This is a genomic window from Robiginitomaculum antarcticum DSM 21748 (assembly GCF_000365025.1).
GTDB classification, from domain to species: domain Bacteria; phylum Pseudomonadota; class Alphaproteobacteria; order Caulobacterales; family Maricaulaceae; genus Robiginitomaculum; species Robiginitomaculum antarcticum.
The window spans coordinates 32,113-53,023 of the sequence record NZ_KB823012.1; the positions used below are offsets into that span (position 1 = coordinate 32,113).

The 20,911-nt window shown below is 53.6% G+C and carries 19 protein-coding genes and 1 tRNA gene; 12 read left to right on the forward strand and 8 right to left on the reverse strand.

All coding sequences use genetic code 11. The features are described from left to right. The first annotated feature begins 296 nt into the window (after window positions 1-296). Together H142_RS0106895 and argF are read left to right on the forward strand one after the other, a co-directional pair. Window positions 297-1,157: an ABC transporter permease gene (locus tag H142_RS0106895; protein WP_017931381.1), complete on the forward strand. Its 861-nt coding sequence runs from the start codon at window positions 297-299 to the stop codon at window positions 1,155-1,157. A gap of 16 nt (window positions 1,158-1,173) precedes the next feature. Then, window positions 1,174-2,100 carry an ornithine carbamoyltransferase gene (argF, locus tag H142_RS0106900; RefSeq protein WP_017931382.1) on the forward strand — a complete coding sequence of 309 codons (927 nt, stop codon included), beginning with the start codon at window positions 1,174-1,176 and terminating at the stop codon, window positions 2,098-2,100. Between the two features lie 78 nt (window positions 2,101-2,178). Here the strand turns inward: argF and H142_RS0106905 are convergent, their stop codons facing one another. Continuing rightward, window positions 2,179-4,245, reverse strand: a complete 2,067-nt coding sequence (locus H142_RS0106905; protein WP_156811946.1) for a catalase — start codon at window positions 4,243-4,245, stop codon at window positions 2,179-2,181. A gap of 293 nt (window positions 4,246-4,538) precedes the next feature. Between H142_RS0106905 and H142_RS0106910 the strand changes: the two genes are divergently transcribed. Beyond that, complete coding sequence (locus H142_RS0106910; RefSeq protein ID WP_017931384.1) at window positions 4,539-5,465, forward strand: Hsp33 family molecular chaperone; 927 nt, start codon at window positions 4,539-4,541, stop codon at window positions 5,463-5,465. 142 nt (window positions 5,466-5,607) lie between these two features. Here H142_RS0106910 and H142_RS0106920 read toward each other — a convergent pair whose 3' ends face one another. Together H142_RS0106920 and H142_RS14750 are read right to left on the reverse strand one after the other, a co-directional pair. After that, window positions 5,608-7,056, reverse strand: a complete 1,449-nt coding sequence (locus H142_RS0106920) for a TrkH family potassium uptake protein (protein WP_017931385.1) — start codon at window positions 7,054-7,056, stop codon at window positions 5,608-5,610. An 18-nt stretch (window positions 7,057-7,074) separates the two neighbouring features. Continuing rightward, the gene (locus H142_RS14750; RefSeq protein WP_083898966.1) at window positions 7,075-7,857 is read right to left on the reverse strand and encodes a heme-dependent oxidative N-demethylase family protein; all 783 of its coding nucleotides are present in this window, start codon (window positions 7,855-7,857) and stop codon (window positions 7,075-7,077) included. A gap of 100 nt (window positions 7,858-7,957) precedes the next feature. On the opposite strand from H142_RS14750, the gene H142_RS14755 reads away from it, so the two are divergent. Further along, window positions 7,958-9,310, forward strand: coding sequence for a serine hydrolase domain-containing protein (locus H142_RS14755; protein ID WP_083898967.1), 1,353 nt, complete (start codon window positions 7,958-7,960; stop codon window positions 9,308-9,310). Here H142_RS14755 and H142_RS0106935 read toward each other — a convergent pair. From H142_RS0106935 to H142_RS0106945, 3 genes are read right to left on the reverse strand one after another with little or no spacing between them, the layout of a single operon-like run. Then, window positions 9,249-10,094, reverse strand: coding sequence for an alpha/beta hydrolase (locus H142_RS0106935; protein ID WP_017931388.1), 846 nt, complete (start codon window positions 10,092-10,094; stop codon window positions 9,249-9,251). The genes H142_RS14755 and H142_RS0106935 overlap by 62 nt on opposite strands. 11 nt (window positions 10,095-10,105) lie before the next feature. Then, a complete protein-coding gene (rsmD, locus tag H142_RS0106940) occupies window positions 10,106-10,675 on the reverse strand; it encodes a 16S rRNA (guanine(966)-N(2))-methyltransferase RsmD (protein WP_017931389.1) in 570 nt (189 codons plus the stop codon). Further along, window positions 10,675-11,337: a fused DSP-PTPase phosphatase/NAD kinase-like protein gene (locus tag H142_RS0106945; RefSeq protein ID WP_017931390.1), complete on the reverse strand. Its 663-nt coding sequence runs from the start codon at window positions 11,335-11,337 to the stop codon at window positions 10,675-10,677. The genes rsmD and H142_RS0106945 overlap by 1 nt, the downstream gene beginning before the upstream one ends. 97 nt (window positions 11,338-11,434) lie before the next feature. Here H142_RS0106945 and H142_RS14760 point away from each other — a divergent pair, with 97 nt between their 5' ends. The 6 genes from H142_RS14760 to H142_RS0106975 all read left to right on the forward strand — a co-directional run bounded on the left by H142_RS14760 (window position 11,435) and on the right by H142_RS0106975 (window position 17,082). Then, entirely contained in the window at window positions 11,435-12,223 is a 789-nt protein-coding gene (locus H142_RS14760) for a lysophospholipid acyltransferase family protein (protein ID WP_017931391.1), read from the forward strand. Then, the gene (locus H142_RS14765; protein WP_017931392.1) at window positions 12,220-13,503 is read left to right on the forward strand and encodes a 3-deoxy-D-manno-octulosonic acid transferase; all 1,284 of its coding nucleotides are present in this window, start codon (window positions 12,220-12,222) and stop codon (window positions 13,501-13,503) included. The genes H142_RS14760 and H142_RS14765 overlap by 4 nt, the downstream gene beginning before the upstream one ends. Continuing rightward, a complete protein-coding gene (lpxK, locus tag H142_RS0106960) occupies window positions 13,500-14,510 on the forward strand; it encodes a tetraacyldisaccharide 4'-kinase (RefSeq protein ID WP_017931393.1) in 1,011 nt (336 codons plus the stop codon). The genes H142_RS14765 and lpxK overlap by 4 nt, the downstream gene beginning before the upstream one ends. 9 nt (window positions 14,511-14,519) lie before the next feature. Beyond that, a complete protein-coding gene (locus tag H142_RS14770) occupies window positions 14,520-15,437 on the forward strand; it encodes a lysophospholipid acyltransferase family protein (RefSeq protein WP_017931394.1) in 918 nt (305 codons plus the stop codon). Beyond that, entirely contained in the window at window positions 15,438-16,877 is a 1,440-nt protein-coding gene (gene cls / locus H142_RS0106970; protein ID WP_017931395.1) for a cardiolipin synthase, read from the forward strand. A 128-nt stretch (window positions 16,878-17,005) separates the two neighbouring features. After that, window positions 17,006-17,082, forward strand: a tRNA-Met gene (locus H142_RS0106975). Window positions 17,083-17,633: 551 nt separating this feature from the next. Here the strand turns inward: H142_RS0106975 and H142_RS0106980 are convergent. Continuing rightward, window positions 17,634-17,891 (reverse strand): TIGR03643 family protein, encoded by a 258-nt coding sequence (locus H142_RS0106980; RefSeq protein ID WP_017931396.1) that lies wholly within the window; start codon window positions 17,889-17,891, stop codon window positions 17,634-17,636. Window positions 17,892-17,977: 86 nt separating this feature from the next. On the opposite strand from H142_RS0106980, the gene H142_RS0106985 reads away from it, so the two are divergent. After that, window positions 17,978-19,843 carry an ABCB family ABC transporter ATP-binding protein/permease gene (locus H142_RS0106985; protein WP_017931397.1) on the forward strand — a complete coding sequence of 622 codons (1,866 nt, stop codon included), beginning with the start codon at window positions 17,978-17,980 and terminating at the stop codon, window positions 19,841-19,843. 38 nt (window positions 19,844-19,881) lie between these two features. After that, the gene (locus H142_RS14775) at window positions 19,882-20,283 is read left to right on the forward strand and encodes a diacylglycerol kinase (RefSeq protein WP_017931398.1); all 402 of its coding nucleotides are present in this window, start codon (window positions 19,882-19,884) and stop codon (window positions 20,281-20,283) included. On the opposite strand, the gene H142_RS0106995 is transcribed toward H142_RS14775, so the two are convergent. Next, window positions 20,269-20,838: a PadR family transcriptional regulator gene (locus H142_RS0106995; protein WP_017931399.1), complete on the reverse strand. Its 570-nt coding sequence runs from the start codon at window positions 20,836-20,838 to the stop codon at window positions 20,269-20,271. The two genes, H142_RS14775 and H142_RS0106995, sit on opposite strands and share 15 nt — an antisense overlap. Window positions 20,839-20,911: the final 73 nt, after the last annotated feature.

A 20,911-nucleotide genomic window follows, 5' to 3' on the forward strand; every position in this document is an offset into this window, starting at 1 on the left:
AACTGCCCGAACACCATATATTGTGCCAAAGGCACCAAAAACGGCGTCGAGCCTCATAATTTACACTACATATCGTATATGGCGCATCGAATTCCACAAGATGAGGTTTCAGCCTATCCACAGCTTTCAATATGTAGTGGGTCGGTCGCGTTTCGCGTAGAGGTCGCGTTTCACTATTTCGATCCTATGAGGTGGTGAAGTCGGGGCGTGTTCATTGTTAAATGTGATGGTACCCTGTTCAGGACTTTGCCCGCCGCTCTGGGTGTGATACCCCGCGTTCTTCCAATGCGAGAGAGATGATGTCCCAGCCCCATTCCTTATTTGACGCCCCCGCGCAGCCCGCGCCGCAGCGCCGCGAATTTGGCGCGGTCAATTGGATGGGCCTCTGGACACTTTATAAAAAAGAAGTCCGCCGCTTCATGAAGATTATCCCGCAGACCTTGCTTGCGCCGATGATTTCCAATCTGCTCTATATGATCGTCTTTGTTCTGGCCTTTAGCGAGCGCCGCGCCGGCGCGGGCGCCGAAGACTTTGTTGTCTTTCTCGCGCCCGGTCTAATTATGCTGGGCATTTTAAATAATGCAGCGGCCAATAGCAGCTCGTCTATTATGACGGGCAAGCTGATGGGCTCCATCAATGATGTGCTGATGCCGCCGCTGGCCTCGTTCGAAATTGCGCTGGGCTATATTGGCGGCGCGTGTACGCGCGGCGTGATGGTGGCGCTGTCGACCGGCATTGGCCTTGCGGTGATGATCCCGCTACTCAATCTGTCACCAAACCTGCCGCTCGTGCCGCAACATTTCTGGGCGATATTATATTTCGGTATTTCGGCGTCACTTATGATGGCGATGGTCGGCGTGATAAGCGGATTATGGGCCGAGAAATTTGATCAACTTTCTGTGGTCAATAATTTCATTATTATGCCGATGAGCTTTCTGTCCGGCACATTTTATCACATCGATATTTTGCCGCCTGTGTTCAAAGCGATCAGCCTAGCCAATCCGATGTTCTATATGATTGACGGGTTCCGGTATGGATTTACCGGACAGGCGGACGGTAATGTTATGATCGGCGTCGCGTTGATGGCGGTAATGAACTTGATCCTGTTTCTCATCTGTTTGAGAATTTTGAAATCCGGCTGGCGTCTTAAAGCCTAAATTAAAGAGAATTACTATGTCTACGCCCCGTCACTTCCTCGGCCTTGATGATATCCCCGCCTCCGAATTGCGCGTCATTTTGGATGAAGCGCATAGGCGCAAAGCTGCGCGCAAGGGTATGAGCAAAGGCGCGATTGATGCCGACGCGCCCTGCGCCGGGAAAACGCTGGCGCTGATCTTTGAAAAATCATCGACCCGCACGCGCTTCTCATTTGATATGGGCATGCGCCAGCTGGGGGGCAGCTCCATCACCGCGACCTCTAATGATTTACAGCTGGGCCGCGGCGAGGCTGTGGACGATACCGCCAAAGTGCTATCGCGGTTTGTCGACGGCATGATGCTACGCGCTAATCGTCACGCGACGCTGATGGAGCTGGCGCGCAATGCGTCCGTGCCTGTTATTAACGGCCTGACCGACCGTTCTCATCCGTGCCAGATCATGGCCGATCTCCAGACGCTCGAAGAACAGGGACGGACGCTCAAGGGTTTGCGCCTGACATGGGTCGGCGACGGGAATAATGTAGCCGTATCGTTTTGTCATGCCGCGGCCAAATTCGGCTTTGACCTGACGCTCTCAACTCCCGCAGGTTACGGCATCGCGGAGACGGAGCTGTCAATCGCGAACGGAGCCGGGGCGAATATTATCCTCACCGCAGACCCGATGGCCGCCGCCTCTGCCGCCGATGTTGTTATCGCGGATACTTTCGTTTCTATGGGCGATGATGACGCCGATAAACGGCTTTCCGATCTCTCACCCTATCAAGTCACAGATGCTGTGATGAGAGCCGCCGATAAAGACGCATTATTTTTGCATTGCCTCCCCGCCCATCGCGGCGAAGAGGTCACGGCCTCTGTCATTGACGGCCCGCATAGCGTTATTTTCGACGAGGCCGAAAATCGCCTCCATGCGCAAAAGGCGATTATAAAGTGGTGTTTTGATTGACTTTATTGAGACCGTCAATCCCGATTTGCCGTGTAGTGGCAAATCGGGAAGAGGGTGGTAGCGCTTGATCGCGCTTATCTATTTTGCCCGGGCCCAGAACCTTAACGCTGATAGATTATCACTAAAATCGTTGACCGAGGCTTTTGTGTCGACTTCAGTATAGCCTGCATCCATCATGCCGCTTAAGCCTGCGGCTTTAAATAGCGCTTTCGCGCCCGCGTCATAGGCTATGAATTTCTTATGGGCATGGGCGTCTGAAACAAAGTCTTTGGCGGGCGGCATATCCGCAAGTGTATTACCGCCTTTATCTGACGCAATAACGGCGATGGCATCATAAAGAACAGACGGGCCGCCGCCGACCTGTTCATCGGCGTCAAGATGTGTCCCGTCACTAAGTTCCACGCCGCCCACAGTGGGGGCAATGATAGCGACATTGGCTTTCATCTTTTTCATCTGCGATTTAAGGGCATTTATGCGTTTAGCGTCAGACCCTTCGGCGACCATAATCCCCAGCGTTCGGCTGGCAAAACTCTCAGGCGGGTTTTTATGCATGCTGAGCGCGTCGGATTTTTTAATATCCATATTGGTCTTTACAGCCGCCTTGGCCGCTTTGGGCAAGCTCATGCCCAGACCTTTGGCCACAGCTTTTGCGAGGCTGTCTTCTATGTTGCGCAAGTGACTGACCATGAGTTCGCGAATGGCGGCTTTTTTGACTTTACTGAGCTCAAAACACAGCGCGTCTTGGATATGAGTCTGCTCAACTTTAGTCTGGCTGATATAAAATTGCCGCGCTTGGCTATAATGATCAGCGAAGCTCTCGGGCCGTATTTTTTGCGCCGTACCGTCTGTGCTTTGTTCAAAGAACTTGTATCCGGATTTAGGATTTTCGCGCGGGCCACCATCTTCGGTCCCCCAACTATTGGGCTCGTAATTGGCGCGGCCTTTTGGGTTTTCCATTGCCATATGACCATCCTGTTGGAAATTATGCATTGGACAGCGCGGACGGTTTACAGGAATATGCTGGAAATTCGGTCCGCCAAGACGCTTTAGCTGTGTGTCGAGATATGAAAAGTTACGGCCTTGCAAAAGCGGGTCATTAGAAAACCCAATGCCGGGCGGCACATTGGCGGTGCAGAAAGCAACCTGTTCTGTTTCGGCAAAGAAATTATCGACATTTTTATTCATCACCAAGCGGCCGATAATGCGCACAGGAATATCTTCTTCGGGAATGAGTTTCGTAGGGTCGAGGACATCAAATTCAAAATTATCTGCAAAGTCCTGGTCAAAAATTTGAACGCCTAATTCCCATTCCGGATAGGCACCGTCATTAATTGAATTGAAAATATCACGGCGGTGATAGTCCGGATCCGCACCATTAATCTTAACGGCTTCGTTCCAGGCCACCGATTGCATACCGTATTTCGGCTTCCAGTGGAATTTCACAAATTTAGACTTTCCGCCTTTGAGCAAACGGAAGGTATGAACGCCGAAGCCTTCCATAAACCGAAGCGAGCGCGGAATTGTCCGGTCGGACATGATCCACATGACCATATGCATAGTTTCCGGCGAGAGGGAGATGAAATCCCAGAAATTGTCATGGGCCGTCTGCGCCTGCGGGAAACCTCTATCCGGCTCAGGCTTGGCGGCGTGGATTAGATCAGGAAATTTAATCGCGTCTTGGATAAAGAAGACCGGAATATTATTCCCGACAATATCCCAATTGCCTTCGTCGGTGTAAATTTTGACGGCAAATCCGCGAACGTCACGCGCAAGATCGGGCGAGCCTTTATTGCCTGCAACGGTAGAAATGCGCATAAAGGCTTCGGTCTTTTTCCCTGTCTCGGTCAGGATTTTAGCGTCTGTTACATCGGACAAATCATCAGTGAGCTCGAAATAGCCTTTCATGCCATATCCACGGGCGTGGACGACACGCTCAGGAATGCGCTCGTGATCAAAATGAAACATCTTCTCGCGAAAGGCAAAGTCTTCCGTCAGCATTGGCCCGCGCGAACCCGCTTTAAGGTGGTTCTGATTGTCCGAAACAGGCGTGCCATTTTTCGTCGTCAGCGTTTTATAACCGTCTTCCGTCGTCTGATGCGGCGCGCCGCCTTTGCTGAGTTTGGGTAGTTTTGTAGAATCGGTCATATGATTGTCTTTCGTTTTGAAGGTCATTTAACAATACGGAGTATTACACGGTAGGTTCCCCAAAAAACCGCAACACAAAGCGCTCATAGGGTTCATTGTAATATTTTTTAGCTGTCTTTGATAGGCTCTAAAAATCCCTTAGCATTAAACTAAGTTAAACGACCTTATGGGGCGTGTGGGTTTGGGATTACGTTTGGAATGAACACTCTGCGCTCTATAATCATGATAGGAGGAAAACTACATTTGATCCATTGCATATGCAGGGACTTGCGTAATCGCCCGCCCGACCCCAAATGGCGGTCATGACCAATACACACAGCACTCCGTTGCGAGCTGATGACAATATTGTCAGCGCGTTTCAAATTGACGGACAGCCTATCCGCGGGCGTATATTGCGCGCGGGCGGGGCGATTGACGCTGCGCTGGCGGGGCATAACTATCCGGAATCTGTGGCGCGCCTGCTTGGCGAAGCCATGTGTCTTGGCGCTGTGGTCGCCAGCGCGCTGAAATTTGACGGGCGGTTGCTTGTGCAATGTCACGGCACTAATAAAGGCGCGGTGTCTATGCTGATCGCCGATTGCGGAACCAATGGTGATTTGCGCGCCTATGCGCGCTTTGACGATGACGCTCTGGCGCGGATTTTGGCTGAGCATTCCCATCCCACCGCGCATCAATTGCTGGGCGGCGGGACCTTTGCCATGACCATTGATCAGGGGCCGGATATGGACCGCTATCAGGGTCTGGCTGCCATTGAAGGTGATAATCTATCGGCCTGTGCGGAGCATTATTTCGCCCAGTCTGAGCAGGTCCCGACCCGGATCAAGCTCTCTGTCGGCCAGGTTGTCACGCCTGAAGAGGGCGCAAAATGGCGCGGCGCCGCGCTGATGATCCAGCAGGTTGCAGGCGATGCGGCGCGCGGCGAAACCGGCGAAGCGTGGGAAACTGCCCAAGCCCTGTTCGGCACTGTCGGCGACGCGGAAATGCTTGATCCTGATGTGGACGTGCAGACGTTGCTCTATCGCCTCTTCCATGAAGACGGCGTGCGCGTAACAGAGCCGACGACCATCCGAGCCCATTGCAGTTGCTCGCGCAAGCGCTTGATCACAACGCTGACAAGTTTTGGCGAGGCGGAACGCAAGACAATGTATGAGGACGGCGTCATTTCCGCCAATTGTGATTTTTGCGGCAGTCAATATGCCTTTACGCCGGACGATTTCTAGGGTTGAACGCCGCCCCACATAGACCTGTGTTATTCTCCTTTAAAAAGGAGGTAATCGTTATGAAATTGAATTTAACAAATATAGCTGAAAGTGTGCTGGGCGGCTTAGTTATAATGGTTATCATTTGGATATTTTCTGCGTTTTAACTTCTCCAGAATGACGGCGTCAGCAAGACCAATGCGGTAACGATCTCCAGCCGGCCCAGAAGCATATTAAACATCAATATCCATTTGGAACTGGCGGGTAGGGATTGGAAATTACCGACCGGGCCGATGATATCGCCAAGGCCCGGGCCGACATTAGCAATCGAGGTTCCGGCGGCGCTCCAGGCTGTAACCGGGTCCAGCCCTGTCATTGATAGGGCAACCGCGCTAATGGCAAAACAGGTGAGAAACAAAAATAGAAACCCCATCACGGAATAGACAACGGATTCCGGCAAGGGCGCATTATTATAGCGCATGGGCGAGACAGCGTGGCGGCGCGGCATTTTGAACAGATAGGCGCGCAAGCCTTCAAAGGCGACCTGATAGCGGAAGATTTTCACGCTACAGGCCGTGCTCCCCGCGCAGCCGCCGATAAACATAAAAGCAAAGAACATGGCCACAGCAAATGGACCCCAGCTATTATAGTCCGCTGTGGCGTATCCCGTCCCGGTGATGATGGAGATGGTGTTAAATGCGGCGAGACGCAGGCCTTCAATGCGCCCGATCTCGCTGCTTATCCAAAGAAATAGAGTCAGCGTTGCGATTAATAATGACACGACGGCGAAAAAAGCGCGCATTTGCGGATCGGTCAGCGCGCCGCGAAAATTGCCGCGGCTGGCCATCAGATACATGCCAAAGGGAAGGGCGCCCGCCAGCATAAATGTGATACCGACCAGATCCGCGCCATTATCCATAAATCCGCCCATAGAGGCGTCTGAGGTTGAATAGCCGCCTGTCGCAATTGTGGTCATGGCGTGCGCGACGGCGTCGAAACCGTTCATACCTGTCCATAAATACCCCAGTGCACAGAGAAAGGTCAGGAATACATAGATATAGCCAATGCCCGCAGCGATGCTGGCCGCTTTGGGGAGGATTTTCTCGCCCATATCCGAGCTTTCCAGCCGGAAGAGCTGCATCCCGCCGACTTTGAGCATCGGCAGAATGGCCATGGCGGTTACAATAATCCCGACGCCGCCAATCCATTGCAATATAGCGCGCCATAGCAGCACGCCTTTTGGCATATCATCAAGGCCGGTAAAGACCGTGCTGCCTGTTGTCGTAATGCCGCTGACCGACTCAAACATGGCGTCGATTGCGGGCACGCCGATCGGCGAGAGCCAGAGCGGCAGCGCTGCAAATGCGGAGAGCGCAACCCAGCTCAATGTCGTCAGGATAAATGCGCCGCGCGCGCGCAAATTACGCTGCGGACTATACGCGGCCAGCGCCATAACGCCGCCGAAAAGCATGGTAAAAATGCCCGATATGGCGAAAGCCTGCCAACTGCGGTCACCATAGGCCAGATCGACAATCATGGGCACAAACATAGCCGCGCCAAGACTTGCAACCAGCAGGCCGATAACAAAAAAGACGGGGCGTAAATCAGGCATATTGCGCGCGACTTTGGCTTAATTTAGCGGAGCCGACAAGCGGCCATTCGCGGCGGCATGCCGAGTTAATTGCGGGCGCAGAGCTTTCAGCGCCGCGTACTCCGTCTGCGGCAAGGCGCTCGCCGGTACAATGGATGTGTGGATACCGAATGCGGCCGCTCCGGTTATGGGTAGAGCGCGCAAGGTTTGCCGCTCAACGCGCACCCAATGCGGGCCTTGAGCATCAACAGGACGGTGCTCGCCTTCTCTTAAAGGATGGAAAAGCTCCGGCGTATCATAGATTAGAAAATTGGCGCGCATAATCGGGCGGTCCGGTTTCAGGCCGTTAATCATGCGCGCAACCCGGGTGGAAATTTGAGCCTCATAACCCGGGACAGGGGCGTGAATGCGTGTCAGGGGCTGACCGATTTTCTGCGCTAATGTCCAGCTCGCGGGAAAACACAATAGCGCTGCCGTCATTACGGGGTCACTGCCGGCGTCAGGACTTTGCAAAATGACCCAGTCTTCTTGCGTCAGGCCTGCGAGCTCCTCCAGCGGATCTTCGCCCTGCGGCGTAATCTTTAATACTGCGTTGACCATATCTAAAAGCTCGCGCGCCGCCGCTGCGCTCCTCGGCAACAACGCGATAACGTCAGCTCGCCGCGATGCGATGAGCTGCGTCTTATAAGCTGTTTGAACGGCAAAACATTCATCACGCCACAGCCACTGTTTAGGTGTTATCGCCGATGTTCCCGGCAAAGCGCGACGGCGCTCGTTCATCCATGGATAAGATGATAGTCGGGCTTGGCAGATTTCATGCATAGGTCACTTTAAACGGGAAAAACGTTGTGCGGGATGTAATTAATATAAAAAATGAGCAATTTCTCACTTAAGTTCTGCATGTAAATCGTAGATAGTTATAATGATGCGCTTCCTCTTCATATTCTTCCTGTCCTATCTGCTCATGGCTCAGCCCGTCATGGCGCGCGATATTGACACCAACCGCCTTGACGCACGCATTAATCAAATGATGCAGGAACGCGGCATGGTCGGTCTGGCTATCGTTGTCATTCAAGACGGCGAGGTTGTGCACCGCCGCGGATATGGATTTACGCGCGACGGATCCAGCGAGCGTGTGACAGAAGATACCGTCTTTCGCTGGGCCTCTTTGTCCAAAGGGGTCGGTGCAGCGATGGCCGTTAAGCTTGACGAGACGGGGGACATCAATCTCGCCGCGCCTATCAGCAGCTATAAGACCACCTTGCGCCTGCCAAAGCGCGGCGAGAACAAAGCTGATCTTTTCGATCTGCTGTCCCACCAACTGGGCATTGTGCGCAATGCATATGATCACCGCCTTGAAGCCGGAACGATGCCCGCTGTTATCCGCGGACAACTTGCCGGCCTGCCCATCGAATGTCCTGTCGGAACATGTCATGGTTATCAAAATGTGGCTTTTGATACGATCAGCGAAATCGTGCAAGGCGCTACAGGCGAGCCTTACCAGCTTGCGGCCAAGCGCCTGATATTTGAACCTCTGGATATGAACACGGCAACGATGACCAAAAATGGATTGATGAGCAGCACGCGATGGGCGCGGCCGCATACTCGCAATGGCCGTATCTCGAAACGCACAATGCGCGAGAGTTATTACCGCGTGCCGGCGGCAGGCGGCGTAAACGGATCTATCACGGATTTGGGCAAATGGATGATGGCCAATATGGGTATGAATTCCGAGGTGTTGTCAGCTCAGGCGCTAACAACATTGCAGACGCCTCGGGTTATCACCCCGCGTCAGAGACGCCGTATAAGACAGTTTTTCCCGCGTATGACGCGGGCTGATTACGGGCTGGGATGGCGTATATATGATTATGCAGGCAATAAAACCGTTGGTCACCGCGGCGCGGTGAACGGCTTTCGCTCCATGATTATGTTTGACCCTTCGCGCCGCTCCGGTGTGGCGGTTCTGTGGAATAGCGGGTCAAACCAACCGGTAGGTATACAGCTCGAGGTTATGGACGAGGTGTATGATCTGCCGAGAGAAGACTGGATGTATCTGGCCAACGGGCCGGATTTGCGGGCCATACGGCGCGCACATCCTGAAACGATTATGCCGGAATTTATTCCGGTTCCGAATATTTCACCGCAAAAGAAAGACCGTAGGTTTCCTGTCGACCATGGCGCCCCGATATATCTTGTCAGCAATTGTTTCGGCTTTAGCTCGCCGCATAGTGGCGACCAGCCTTTTGAAGGACAAAATCAACAACCGCTTTTTTAACGTCACCCGCGTGAATATCGTGATGAATCTCATGCTGGCCGTCATCATAGGCGATAAATTCACTGTCGGGAACGCTGTCACAAAATGTCTCTGAAGCTGTAAAGCCAGTGAGTTGGTCGCCTCGGGAATGGGCTATCAAAAGCGGATACTTTATAAGATCCGCATTTTCAATTAGCCATTCCCCGTTTTCAATCATAACAATAGCCAAATCCGCGCCCAACTTACTGTGCACAAGCGGATCGGACAGATAACGCCGGGCCTCCGTCTCTATCGACGAAATCTTGGAGCCGTCCAGTCCCGGGTCAAGCGTCAGCCCGGGCTTTATTTTCATGATAAGTTTTGTCAGAATTCTTTGAATGCCGCTAACCTTATCGACCGGCCGGATCATGGGCGCGCTGGCAATGATACCGGAAAACCCGGCATCAGGATGCGTCGCGGCATAGCGCAAAGCCAGCCCGCCGCCCATGCTATGGCCCATTAGAAAATGCGGAATATTTGGATAGAGCGCGCGCGATTTTGCGCACATCGTATCAATGTCGCTCATCAGAGATGACAAATCTTTGGCCCGCCCGCGCGATCCTGCGGATTGTCCATGTCCGCGCAAGTCCACGGCAATGACGGCAATTTGCTCTGCTGTCATGGCGAGCGCATAGCCCTCATAACGCCCGCTATGTTCGCCAAGACCGTGAACGATCGTGACGATGGCGCGCGGCGTGTCGACGGGCCAATGATAACCTTTGAGCGACAGGCCGTCGGCACGGCTTTGCAGGCTGATATTATCCATAGACCGGACTCCTAATCCTGAGTGTGTCCCATAAAGACGACTTTAGCTTTGCCCCAATTGCGGACATCAAAGATTTCAAACCCGGCAATGACTGGATCCGGTTCATCATTGCCCATTTCATACATGACCGCCGCACCGGGGGCGAGTAGCTTCTGCTCAATGAGTTTTTGCAAAACGGGCTGTCCGAGATTTTTGCCATAAGGCGGATCGATGAAAACATGTGTAAATGACCCGCGTAAATTATTGGGCTCAATCCGCAATTTTGTGGCGTCGCGGCGGTGCAGGCGCGTGACTCCGCCCAGACCCATTGTATCGACATTTTCGCGAATAGCCGCGCGGGCCTCGGGCGCTGTTTCGACAAACAGGCAAAAGGCCGCGCCGCGCGAGATCGCTTCCAGTCCCAAAGCGCCCGATCCGGCAAATATGTCGGCGACAATGGCTCCGTCCAGAGCCGGGGCGTAATCGGCATGGGCCAAAATGTTGAATACGGACTCGCGCGCTTGGTCGGATGTCGGGCGCGTATTGCGTCCCCGCGGCGCAGTGATGTTTCGTCCGCGCATATTACCGCCAACAATTCTCATTATTCGCGCCTCAAAATTTTGTCGGTCAGCGTATTGCCGATCCAGCCGGACATAAAACGCGCTTTGACATCCGCCGGATCATAGATATCGTCCACCCAATCGATAAAAGATAGCGCGCCGCCGCCGTCCTGATAGCGGATATAGTCTTCGAAAAAATAATCAATCATGCCGGTCTTGCCGTGGCGGACATGCAGATATTTAAATCGAAGCTGCTCCATGGACTCCTTAATCGACTTGCCGAGCTGAAAATGCGCAAATAATACGCCCGCAAGCCCCGTGCGGTCTGCGCCGGATTTGCAGTGCATAAGCGTCGGATATTCCATTTCAGCGTAGATTTTCTTCAGGTCGTGAATGGCCGCTTTTTTGGGTGTGTCGCGGGAATAGACGCGGTAATCGATCAGCGTCAGTCCTAATTTCGCGCACGCTTCTTTTTCAAGATGATAATAGCCTTTCTCGCTCGGCCCGCGCAGGTTCAATATCGTCTTAAATCCGCGCGCGGCGTAGCTTTCCAATTGCTCAGGCGAAGGCTGATTGGCCCGCCACATGCCACCGCCAATTTCGTGCAAATTGGAGAAGCGGTAGCGCAAAAAACCGTGATCGCCCCAGATCAGCTCCTTGCGGGCTTTTTTGCGGTCTTCGGGCTGAGTCAAATCTAACGGCATAAGTGTTGCTCTTGTTATTTATCTGCGTCGCGCCACATGGCCCCTATTGGCGTTTAGGGCGGGCTCGGCTATGCCGCCTGTAGCAGGGAGGCCCGAGGTGTTCAAATCCATCCTACGTCATAATCTGACACAAAACATACTCGCCACTGTGCTGGCCGGATATATGGCTATAGTCAAACGCACGACGCGCTGGACTGTAGAGGGGCGCGATAACGTCACGCCGATTTGGGAAAGCGGTCTGGGCTTTGTCGGCTGCGTCTGGCACGGGCGGTTTTTGCTGTCTAACTCCGGTTGGTCAAAACACTATCAGGATCCTGCCATATTAATCAGCCAGTCTAATGACGGTAATTTTATTTCCATGACGGCGCAGCGCTTGGGCCTATCCGTTATTCGAGGCAGTTCACACCGCGAGGGCAGCGACAAAACCCGCAGCGGAACCAGTGCTATGATGCAAATGGTTGACCATATTCAAAATGGCGGCGTTATTGTGATTACGCCGGACGGTCCGCGCGGTCCGCGCATGCGTTGCGGCCCCGGTCCGGCGCGATTGGCGCGGATGACAGGCAGTTTTATGCTGCCTTATGCCTTGTCCACGCGAAACCGCATCCTGTTCAAAAGCTGGGACCGGTTTATGTTTCCGCTACCGTTCGGGCGCGGCGCTATCGTTTGGGGCGAGCCTGTCACTGTTGCAGAGGATGCGGATAAAGCGGCGCTTAAAAACGCAACAGCAACATTAGAAGCGCGTATGATCGCGGCGAACCAACGCGCTGACGTGATAGCCGGCAAAGAAATCGTGCAGCCCGCGGACAGCCGCAAAACAGCGCGCATCAATGATGCCGAGACCCAGCGCAAAATCTCTGAGAAAGAGGCGCGGGAGATTTCATGAGCGCGCCGGTCAGCTATGTAGTCTACCGCGCCGCGGCGCAGGCCTTATCATTATTTGCAAAGCCCTATCTTCAGGGCCGCGCCAAAAAAGACAAAGAAGATATTGCGCGCTTGCCGGAACGGTTCGGCGCGGCCTCTCGCCTTCGTCCTGACGGTCCGCTTATCTGGGTGCACGGGGCCAGCGTCGGCGAGTCTGTCATGATGCTGCCGCTGATAAACCGTTTGGTCGAAGGTGGTGCAAATGTCCTGATCACGACAGGAACCGTAACCAGTGCGATGATGATGCAGGCGCGCCTCCCAAAAGGTGCAATTCATCAATATGTGCCTCTCGACGCACCCAAATTTGCAAAGAAGTTTCTGGATTACTGGCGACCTGACCTGGCGCTATGGGCCGAAAGCGAAATCTGGCCAAACCTTTTGTCCGAGACTTCGTCCTGCGAGATTCCGGCTCTCCTGGTTAATGCCCGCATGAGCGAAAAATCACTCAGCGGCTGGGCTAAACGTCGGTCACTGGCCAAATTCGTATTCGGACATTTTCGCGCTGTCTTAGCGGCTGATCATAAAACCGCTGCAGGACTATCCGGTATTTTCGGTAGGGCCGTGCCCGTCTTCGGCAATCTGAAACATGCTGGCGCGCCGCTGCCTGTCGACACTGCAAGTCTTGCCGCTCATCGCGCTCAGCTTACGGGGCGCCCCGTTTGGTGTGCGGCCAGCACCCATGAGGGCGAAGAGGACATTATTCTGGCGGCGCACCGGGCTATATTAGCCGAACAGCCGGACGCATTGCTAATCCTTGCGCCGCGCCATCCGGGACGCGGGCGCGCTATCGAGGCGCTGATTGACAGCGCAGGATTGAAGTACAATCAGACGGGTTATGCCGAAGATATTTTGCCGGACACACAAATTATGTTGGTTGCGAAAATGGGGCAATTGGGGCTGGCTTACCGCCTTGCAAATATTGCCTGTGTTTGCGGCTCGCTCCTGCCGGACTTATCCGGTCATAATCCGCTAGAGCCAGCGCGGCTGGATTGCGCTGTCTTAACAGGGCCATATGTCGACAGTTTTGACGAGGTCTATCACGAGCTCTCCGCTGCAGGCGCAATGCAAACCGTGCGCAGCGCTGAAGGTCTGGCCGAAAGGGTGATTGAGCTGTGGGAAGACGAAACCCGCCGTGAGGCGCAGATACTGGCCGCGACGACATTTACCGCCGCTCAGGACGACATTTTGGACACAGTCTGGACAGCGATTGCTCCATTTTTTCCGCAAGGTGTAAAGTTATGAGGTTTCAAGCCCCGGAGTTCTGGACGCGCACGGAGGGCCGCGATGCCGCGCCCGGCCTGAGAGCTCTGCTGACGCCCATATCTTGGCTCTATGCCTATCTGACGCAGCGCCGTATCGACAAGACGGTCGCTTATAATCCGGGAATTCCCGTTGTCTGTATCGGCAATGTTACGGCGGGCGGCACGGGCAAAACACCTGTCACGGCGGAAATTCTGTCCATGTTACGCGCACAGAAAATCCGCGCCGAAGGGCTGTCGCGTGGCTATGGCGGGACGGAGCGCGGCCCTGTTAAAGTCAGCTCTGATCATGACGCGGCCACAGTTGGAGACGAGCCGCTCCTGCTCTCTGCGCGCGCCCCCGTCTGGGTCGCGGTGTCGCGCGATGACGGCGCGCGGGCTATGGCCGCCTCCGGCGCGCAGGTCATCGTCATGGATGACGGGCATCAAAACCCTGCACTGGAAAAGACGTTATCCATCGTCGTAGTTGACGCGCAGACCGGCTTTGGTAATGGCCGCGTTATGCCCGCCGGGCCTCTACGCGAGCCTGTCACGCGTAGTCTTGCCCGCGCGGACGCCGTGATATTAATGAAGCCGGACCGTGATTTCGCGGCCTCATCTGCACTGCTCAAGCAGCTCTCCGGCTTACCTGTTATTGAGGCTTATCTCACGCCAACAGCGCCGCTGCCCCCCGGGCCGCTCTTTGCCTTTGCGGGCATTGGCCGCCCGAACAAGTTTTTTGATGCCCTGCGCGCGGCCGGCGCAAATGTGGTTGAGGCAATGGGATTTGCCGATCACTTTGCCTACAGCCCCGCCGACATGGCGCATTTGCAGGCCATGGCCCGTGAATACAAGGCGCAGCTGATCACGACGGAAAAAGACTTTGTCCGCATTCCGCCGTCAATCCGGCAATATGTGGCGGTGTGGCCTGTGCGGTGCGTGTTCCAAGACGAGCTCGCGATAGAACGTCTGCTCAGCCCCATTATCGACAGCGTCAAAAAAGGGCGCTAAGTCATCTTTATGTCCGGCTCTGCTTCGCTTTCACAAAAAATAAAATGGCAGGCCGAAGTGCTGGCTTATGATGCGCTGCGCCTCCTGCTGTGCTGGCTGCCAATTGACGCCATAAGCTGGCTGGGCGGCGCGCTGTTCCGGCTGATCGGCCCGATGACCAGCAAGCAGCATATAGTAACGACAGGGCTGCGCACCGCTTTCCCGGATCGCAATGCGCGGCAGATTAGGCGCATGGCTGCGGCGCAGTGGGATAATACCGGACGCACATTTGCCGAATTTATGTTTATCGGGCGGCTGCGCATGGGCGACCGCGTGACGTTATCAGGACAGGAGCATTTCGAGGCGATCAAAAAGAGCGGCAAAGCGGCTGTTCTGGTTGGCGGTCATTTTGCCAATTGGGAGATGCTCAATGTCGCCCTGTCTCACTCCGGATTAAAGATGCGTATAACTTACCGCCCGCTCAATAACCCTTATTTTGATGCCAAAATCCGTAAGCAACGCGCTGATTTTGGCGTTGATTTGATGACCGCCAAGTCCGGCCCGCGCGGGGCTAAAGAACTGATGGTTGCGCTTAAAGAAGGCTGGTCGGTCGGCATTATGAATGATCAAAAATTTAATGAGGGTATTGAGGTGGATTTCTTCGGTGTTCCCGCTATGACTGCGCCGGGGCCGACACGCTTGGCGCTCAACACGGGGTCATTATTTGTACCTATGAATGTCGTGAGAACACGCGGTGCGCATTTCCACGCCACAGTATATCCGGCTATCAAACTGCCCCGGACAGGCGACCGCCACGCTAAAATCCGCGCCGGAACCGAAGCCATTACGGCGTGGGTCGAAGACCGCATTCGCGAACATCCCGACCAATGGTTTTGGAGCCACCGCCGCTGGGATAAAAACCATTATCACAAAACTAAGGACCGTTAAATGTTAGCAGGATTCAATATATTTTTAGCGCTTCACATATTAATCGCGTTCGGCGTCGTATTGCGGCTGTTATCACGTGAACATTTATCACCGATTAAGCGGCTCGCCTGGCTTTTGGTGATATTCGTTTTCCCGATGGGCGGGCTGATGTTATACGTCTTTTTCGGCGAAGCGCGGCTCTTAAATATTAGAGAAAAGCACGACAAAATTTTTGAGCAGGTCAATAAACTTAGCAAAGATGTCATTGGGGATATGGCGCCTCTTGCTGATATTGTCGACGCCTCGCACCGTCCGCCTTTTCAATATGCCCAGTCGATCAATGGCTTCGGCCTGACATTAGGCAACCGCGCCGAATTAATGGAGGATGCGCAAAGCGCGAGGGCGCGAATAATCAAGGATATAGACGCAGCGAAAAAAACAGTCGATATTATTTATTATATTTGGCTGGGCGATGAGACAGGGACGCAAACAGCGGACGCGCTCATTCGCGCCGCAGAGCGGGGCGTCACCTGCCGGGTTATGGCGGACGGGTTGGGGTCGCGCAAAATGGCCGCGTCAAAGCTTTGGAAGAAAATGGAAGCGGCAGGCGTAAATGTCTCTGTCGCCCTGCCGTTAACGCAAGTTATCCGGACATTATTTTTATCGCGTATTGATTTGCGTAACCATCGTAAAATCACAGTGATAGACGGGACAATCACCTATTGCGGCAGCCAAAATTGCGCCGATAAGGAATTCCGGCCCAAGAAAAAATTTGCGCCATGGGTCGATATTATGTTGCGTCTTGAAGGACCCGTCGCCGCGCAAAACCGACTTTTATTCGCCAGTGACTGGATGCTTAATGAGGATACACCGCTCAAAGACTTCACATCTAAAGTTAAACCCCTAAAGGGCGGGATTGCCGCGCAAGTCTGGGGGGACGGTCCGGTTGACCGTCTCGGCGCGACGCCGCAACTGTTCACGACATTGATTAATTCAACGTTGGAGCGGATCATTATTTCAACGCCCTATTTCGTACCGGAAGAAACCGTGCTCGGCGCGCTATACTCTGCCGCCCATCGCGGTCTGGATGTGACAATTATATTCCCCAATAGAAATGATAGCTGGATCGTGCGCGCGGCCAGCCAGAGTTATTATCTGGAGCTTTTAGAGGCTGGCGTTAAAGTCTTCGAATATGAAGGCGGACTGCTTCATGCTAAAACCGTGACCGTGGATGACAGCCTTACGATGATCGGCTCCTCCAATATTGATATGCGCAGTTTTGATCTGAACTATGAGAATAATATGCTGCTCTATGATAAAAAACTGACCAAGGCCGTCATAGCGCGGCAGCAAAGTTATATTAACAGCTCCCGTGCTGTATCGCTCGACGAGGTCAGCGAATGGAGCCTGCCAAAACGTATATGGATGAACCTTGTTGCCGCGCTCGGGCCCGTACTTTAGGATACGTAAACGCCGGCGCGGTTACCGCAGAGCATAAATTTACGGTTAGCTGCATTAAGCGCCTTGGCACAGGCTCGTTTTTTGCCTATATGGCCGCTTCCTTGGGCGTGCCCAAGACGCCTTGGTAAGGTGGGGTAGCTCAGCTGGTTAGAGCGCAGGACTCATAATCCTGAGGTCGTGAGTTCAAGTCTCACTCTCACTACCATTTCCTGATCATCATAGATGAAAATTTGCTTCCCGATAATCGGCACAGGCGGATCAAATTCAGGGGTGGTCCGAGGGTTAGGCCAGAAGCTTGTCAATTTTCCGGAGTGGTTATTTAATATTCAGAGGCGGCGAAGCCGACCCTATTATTCAGATAAAATTGAGTTTGAACCCAAATGATTCATTATCCCGCTTTTAATAAAAAATAATTCATCAATTTCAACTCTTTAGCTATTAAATAAAGAAATACATCCCCGCGCCCAAAACCCGACCTAAGTTCAAACTGTTCTTTGGCTCACGGGACACGGCGCGCGTTATCGTCCGGGCTAAGACAGTGTGATGGAGTATTCGGTTATGACACGCCGGGTATGAGGTCTTCAGGTAAGCTGTGGAGACGGCGTAAGTCTGAAAACGCATTGCCGCGTGGTTATCATCGCGAGAAACAAAACTATAATTTCGGTATCCGTCGCGGTGCCGGCCACGCGGGCAGTCCCGCCTTTCCTATTTATATGCCGTCACTCTGTGCGGTCGCAAAATTCGCTTGTTTAAATATTAATCGGCCCTCTTCGCCTCATGCTTGCTTGCCCGCCCGTTTACCCGTTTGCGCCACATCCGAAAGCTGGATGGTTTCATATGGTTTTGCATAATTTTGATGACGTTTGATTCAGACAAGCCGGATTGCAGCTTGATGTTATCAAATGAGGTGTCATCGTCCCACGCCATTGCGATGATTTCTGACGGGGTTATCGTGCCTGTGTCGGCGCGGGGTATGGCGGGAATAAAATCATCGGGAAATTTACGTTCTGTCATATCGTGTCCTGCCGGTTTGTCTTGAATGGGTGCTCACTCTACGCGCGGCTCTAGACATTCCTACGGCCTGCCCCCACATAACGTGCATGTCTCCACCCGATAATATCACCTTGCCCGCTACGGCCCAATCTCAAGCCAGGCCCCCCGAACAAAAGCTCTCTTATCAGCTCAAAAGCTTCGGGCGCCTGTGGCCCTATATGTGGAGCGGAGGCGGGTTCGTCGATCGCGTGCGAATTATTGCCGCGCTCTTCCTGACTATAACGTCACAGATTATACTCGTGATCGCGCCCTTTGGCGTGGGCTATAGTGTGGACGCGGTGCAGGCAGCGCTTGATGCCGGCTCGGTCTGGGCCAATAGCGCGCTGGTGATTACCGCGCTTATTTTTGGCTATGGCGGTCTGAAATTGCTCTCAACCGTACTGAACGAGGCGCGCGAATATATTTTCGCCCCCGTTGGCCAGCGCGCGCAGCGTGAAGTCGCAACGGCGACATTTGCGCATTTGCACCGCCTGTCCCTGCGCTTTCATCTTGAGAAACGCACGGGCGGTCTGTCGCGCGTCATTGAACGCGGCATACGCTCAATTGATTTTCTATTCCGGTTTTTGCTGTTTAATATCGGGCCGACATTCCTGCTGCTCGGCTTTAGCTGCGCGGCGTTGATGCTGGCCTATAGCTGGGAATATGCGGCCATCGCTCTGATGGTCGTCGTCGCCTATATCTGGTTTACCTTTGCGACAACGGAATGGCGGCTTAAATTTCGCCGCGACATGAACCGTCAGGATACGGAGGCTAATGCCAAGGCGGTTGACAGTCTGCTCAATTACGAAACCGTAAAATATTTTGGCGCCGAAGGGTTTGAAACTTCGCGATATGACGCCGCGATGGAAGGCTATCAACGTGCGGCAATAAAATCGCGCACCTCATTGGCAACGGTGAATATCGGCCAATCTTTCCTAATGAATGCCGGCGTCGTGGCGCTGCTTATTTTGGCGGCTTATCAGATTTTAGGCGGCGCGCTTACCGTCGGGGCGATGGTGACCATCCCGCTTGTGATGCAGCAGGTTTACCGCCCGCTCAATATTCTCGGTTTTGCTTACCGCGAAATTAAACAGTCTCTGACCGACATGGAAAAGATGTTCGCGCTGCTCGATCTAAAGCCCGAAGTCAGCGACCGCGATGGTGCGTCGCCCTTAGGCAAAGCCCAAGGCCGCATCGTTTTTGAGGATGTGCGGTTTCGCTATGATCCGGATCGGGAAATTTTACGCGGGATAAGCTTTACCGCAGAGCCCGGGCAAACCATTGCCATTGTCGGCCCAACGGGCGCCGGTAAATCGACCCTGTCGCGGATACTCTACCGCTTTTATGATATTGAAGGCGGCACAGTCAGTATTGATGGACGCGATCTTCGCGATGTGACGCAGGATAGCCTGCGCGGCGCTATCGGAATTGTGCCGCAAGATACCGTGCTGTTTAACGCTGGGATTGGCTATAATATTGGCTATGCGCGGCCCGGCGCATCACAGGACGAAATCATCGAGGCCGCCCGCGCGGCACAAATTCATGATTTCATCGCGTCTCTTCCCAAGGGCTATGAGACGCAGGTTGGCGAGCGCGGGCTAAAGCTCTCCGGCGGAGAGAAACAGCGCGTCGCTATTGCGCGGACACTTTTGAAAAACCCGCCCATATTGATACTGGACGAAGCCACCAGCGCGCTGGACAGCGCGACTGAGCGCGACATTCAAGGCGCGCTGGATGCGGCGCGGGGGGGCCGCACAACATTGGTTATCGCCCATCGCCTGTCGACCATAACGGGCGCAGATAAGATATTGGTTATGGATAATGGCCGGATTGTGCAGCGCGGCACACACGAAAAATTGTTGGCGGATGGCGGGCTTTACGCCGATCTCTGGGCACGACAGGGCGAGAGCGGCAGTTTGCTAACGTCCAATTAAGGGCAAAGGTTATAAGATAGGTATCACAGGGGAAAGATATGATCGTAAAATTGGCCGCACAGCTTAGCAATGCGTCGCGTTACAGCTTTGACGGATGCATGTTTTTACTGCGCAGTGAATTTGCCGCCCGCGTGGAGGTTTACGCTTTTTTCTGGATGGTAGTGACGCTGTTATTACTCAAAGTGTCGTTGATGACCCTGACCGTGGCGACGATATTATTTCTGATCATGATTGCGACAGAAGCCCTGAATACCGCCATTGAAGTGATCATTGATCGGGTTAGCCCGGAAATTTCTCCGGCGGGTAAAAAGGCTAAGGATCTGGGGAGTTTCGCGGTCACATGTATGATTGCCGTGAACGCGATATTTTTTGTCTCCACCGTCATTCGGAGCGGCCCGGCGCAGCACTTCGGAGACTATTTACACTCACTTCTTGTGTAGGCGCTTCACCTTTTCGTCGCGGAAAATATCCGCCAAACCGTCCAGCATTTTTTCACACCACAGGGCATTGGTCTGCTCTTGCTCAATCCCGATATTGAGCGCCACGAGCTTGCCTTTTTCAGTCACAGACAGCTCTTTATTTTCAAAAAACCGGGACTTAATTTTTTGATACTGCTTGGCGAGACCGTTATGTTCGTCCATGCGCAGCGTGATCTGTTCACGGAGGGCATCAATATCCACGGCTTCGAGCGCATAGAGTTTGACCAGCATTTCGTCTTTGACGCTGGGCTTGCGTGACGGGCGCTGTGACCAGTGATAGAGATAGTCGCGGCCGTCTTTGGTAATGCGGTGGACAATGCGGTTAGGCTTGCCGGATTGCGCCATTTCCGTACTGGCGACATGGCCTTTGTCACGCAGACGGCCAAGTTCACGGTAGATTTGTTGGTGACTGGCCCTCCAGAAAAACCCGATAGAGGCATCGAAGTTCTTCGCCAGATCATAACCGCTCATCGGGCGGTCAGTCAGGCAGACTAAAATCGCTTCGGCTAAAGCCATGGCACTCCCCTTATCTCAAATGGCGGATGTACGCCGCTCGTGTTTGACAATATGCAACTTTATGCATATCCGT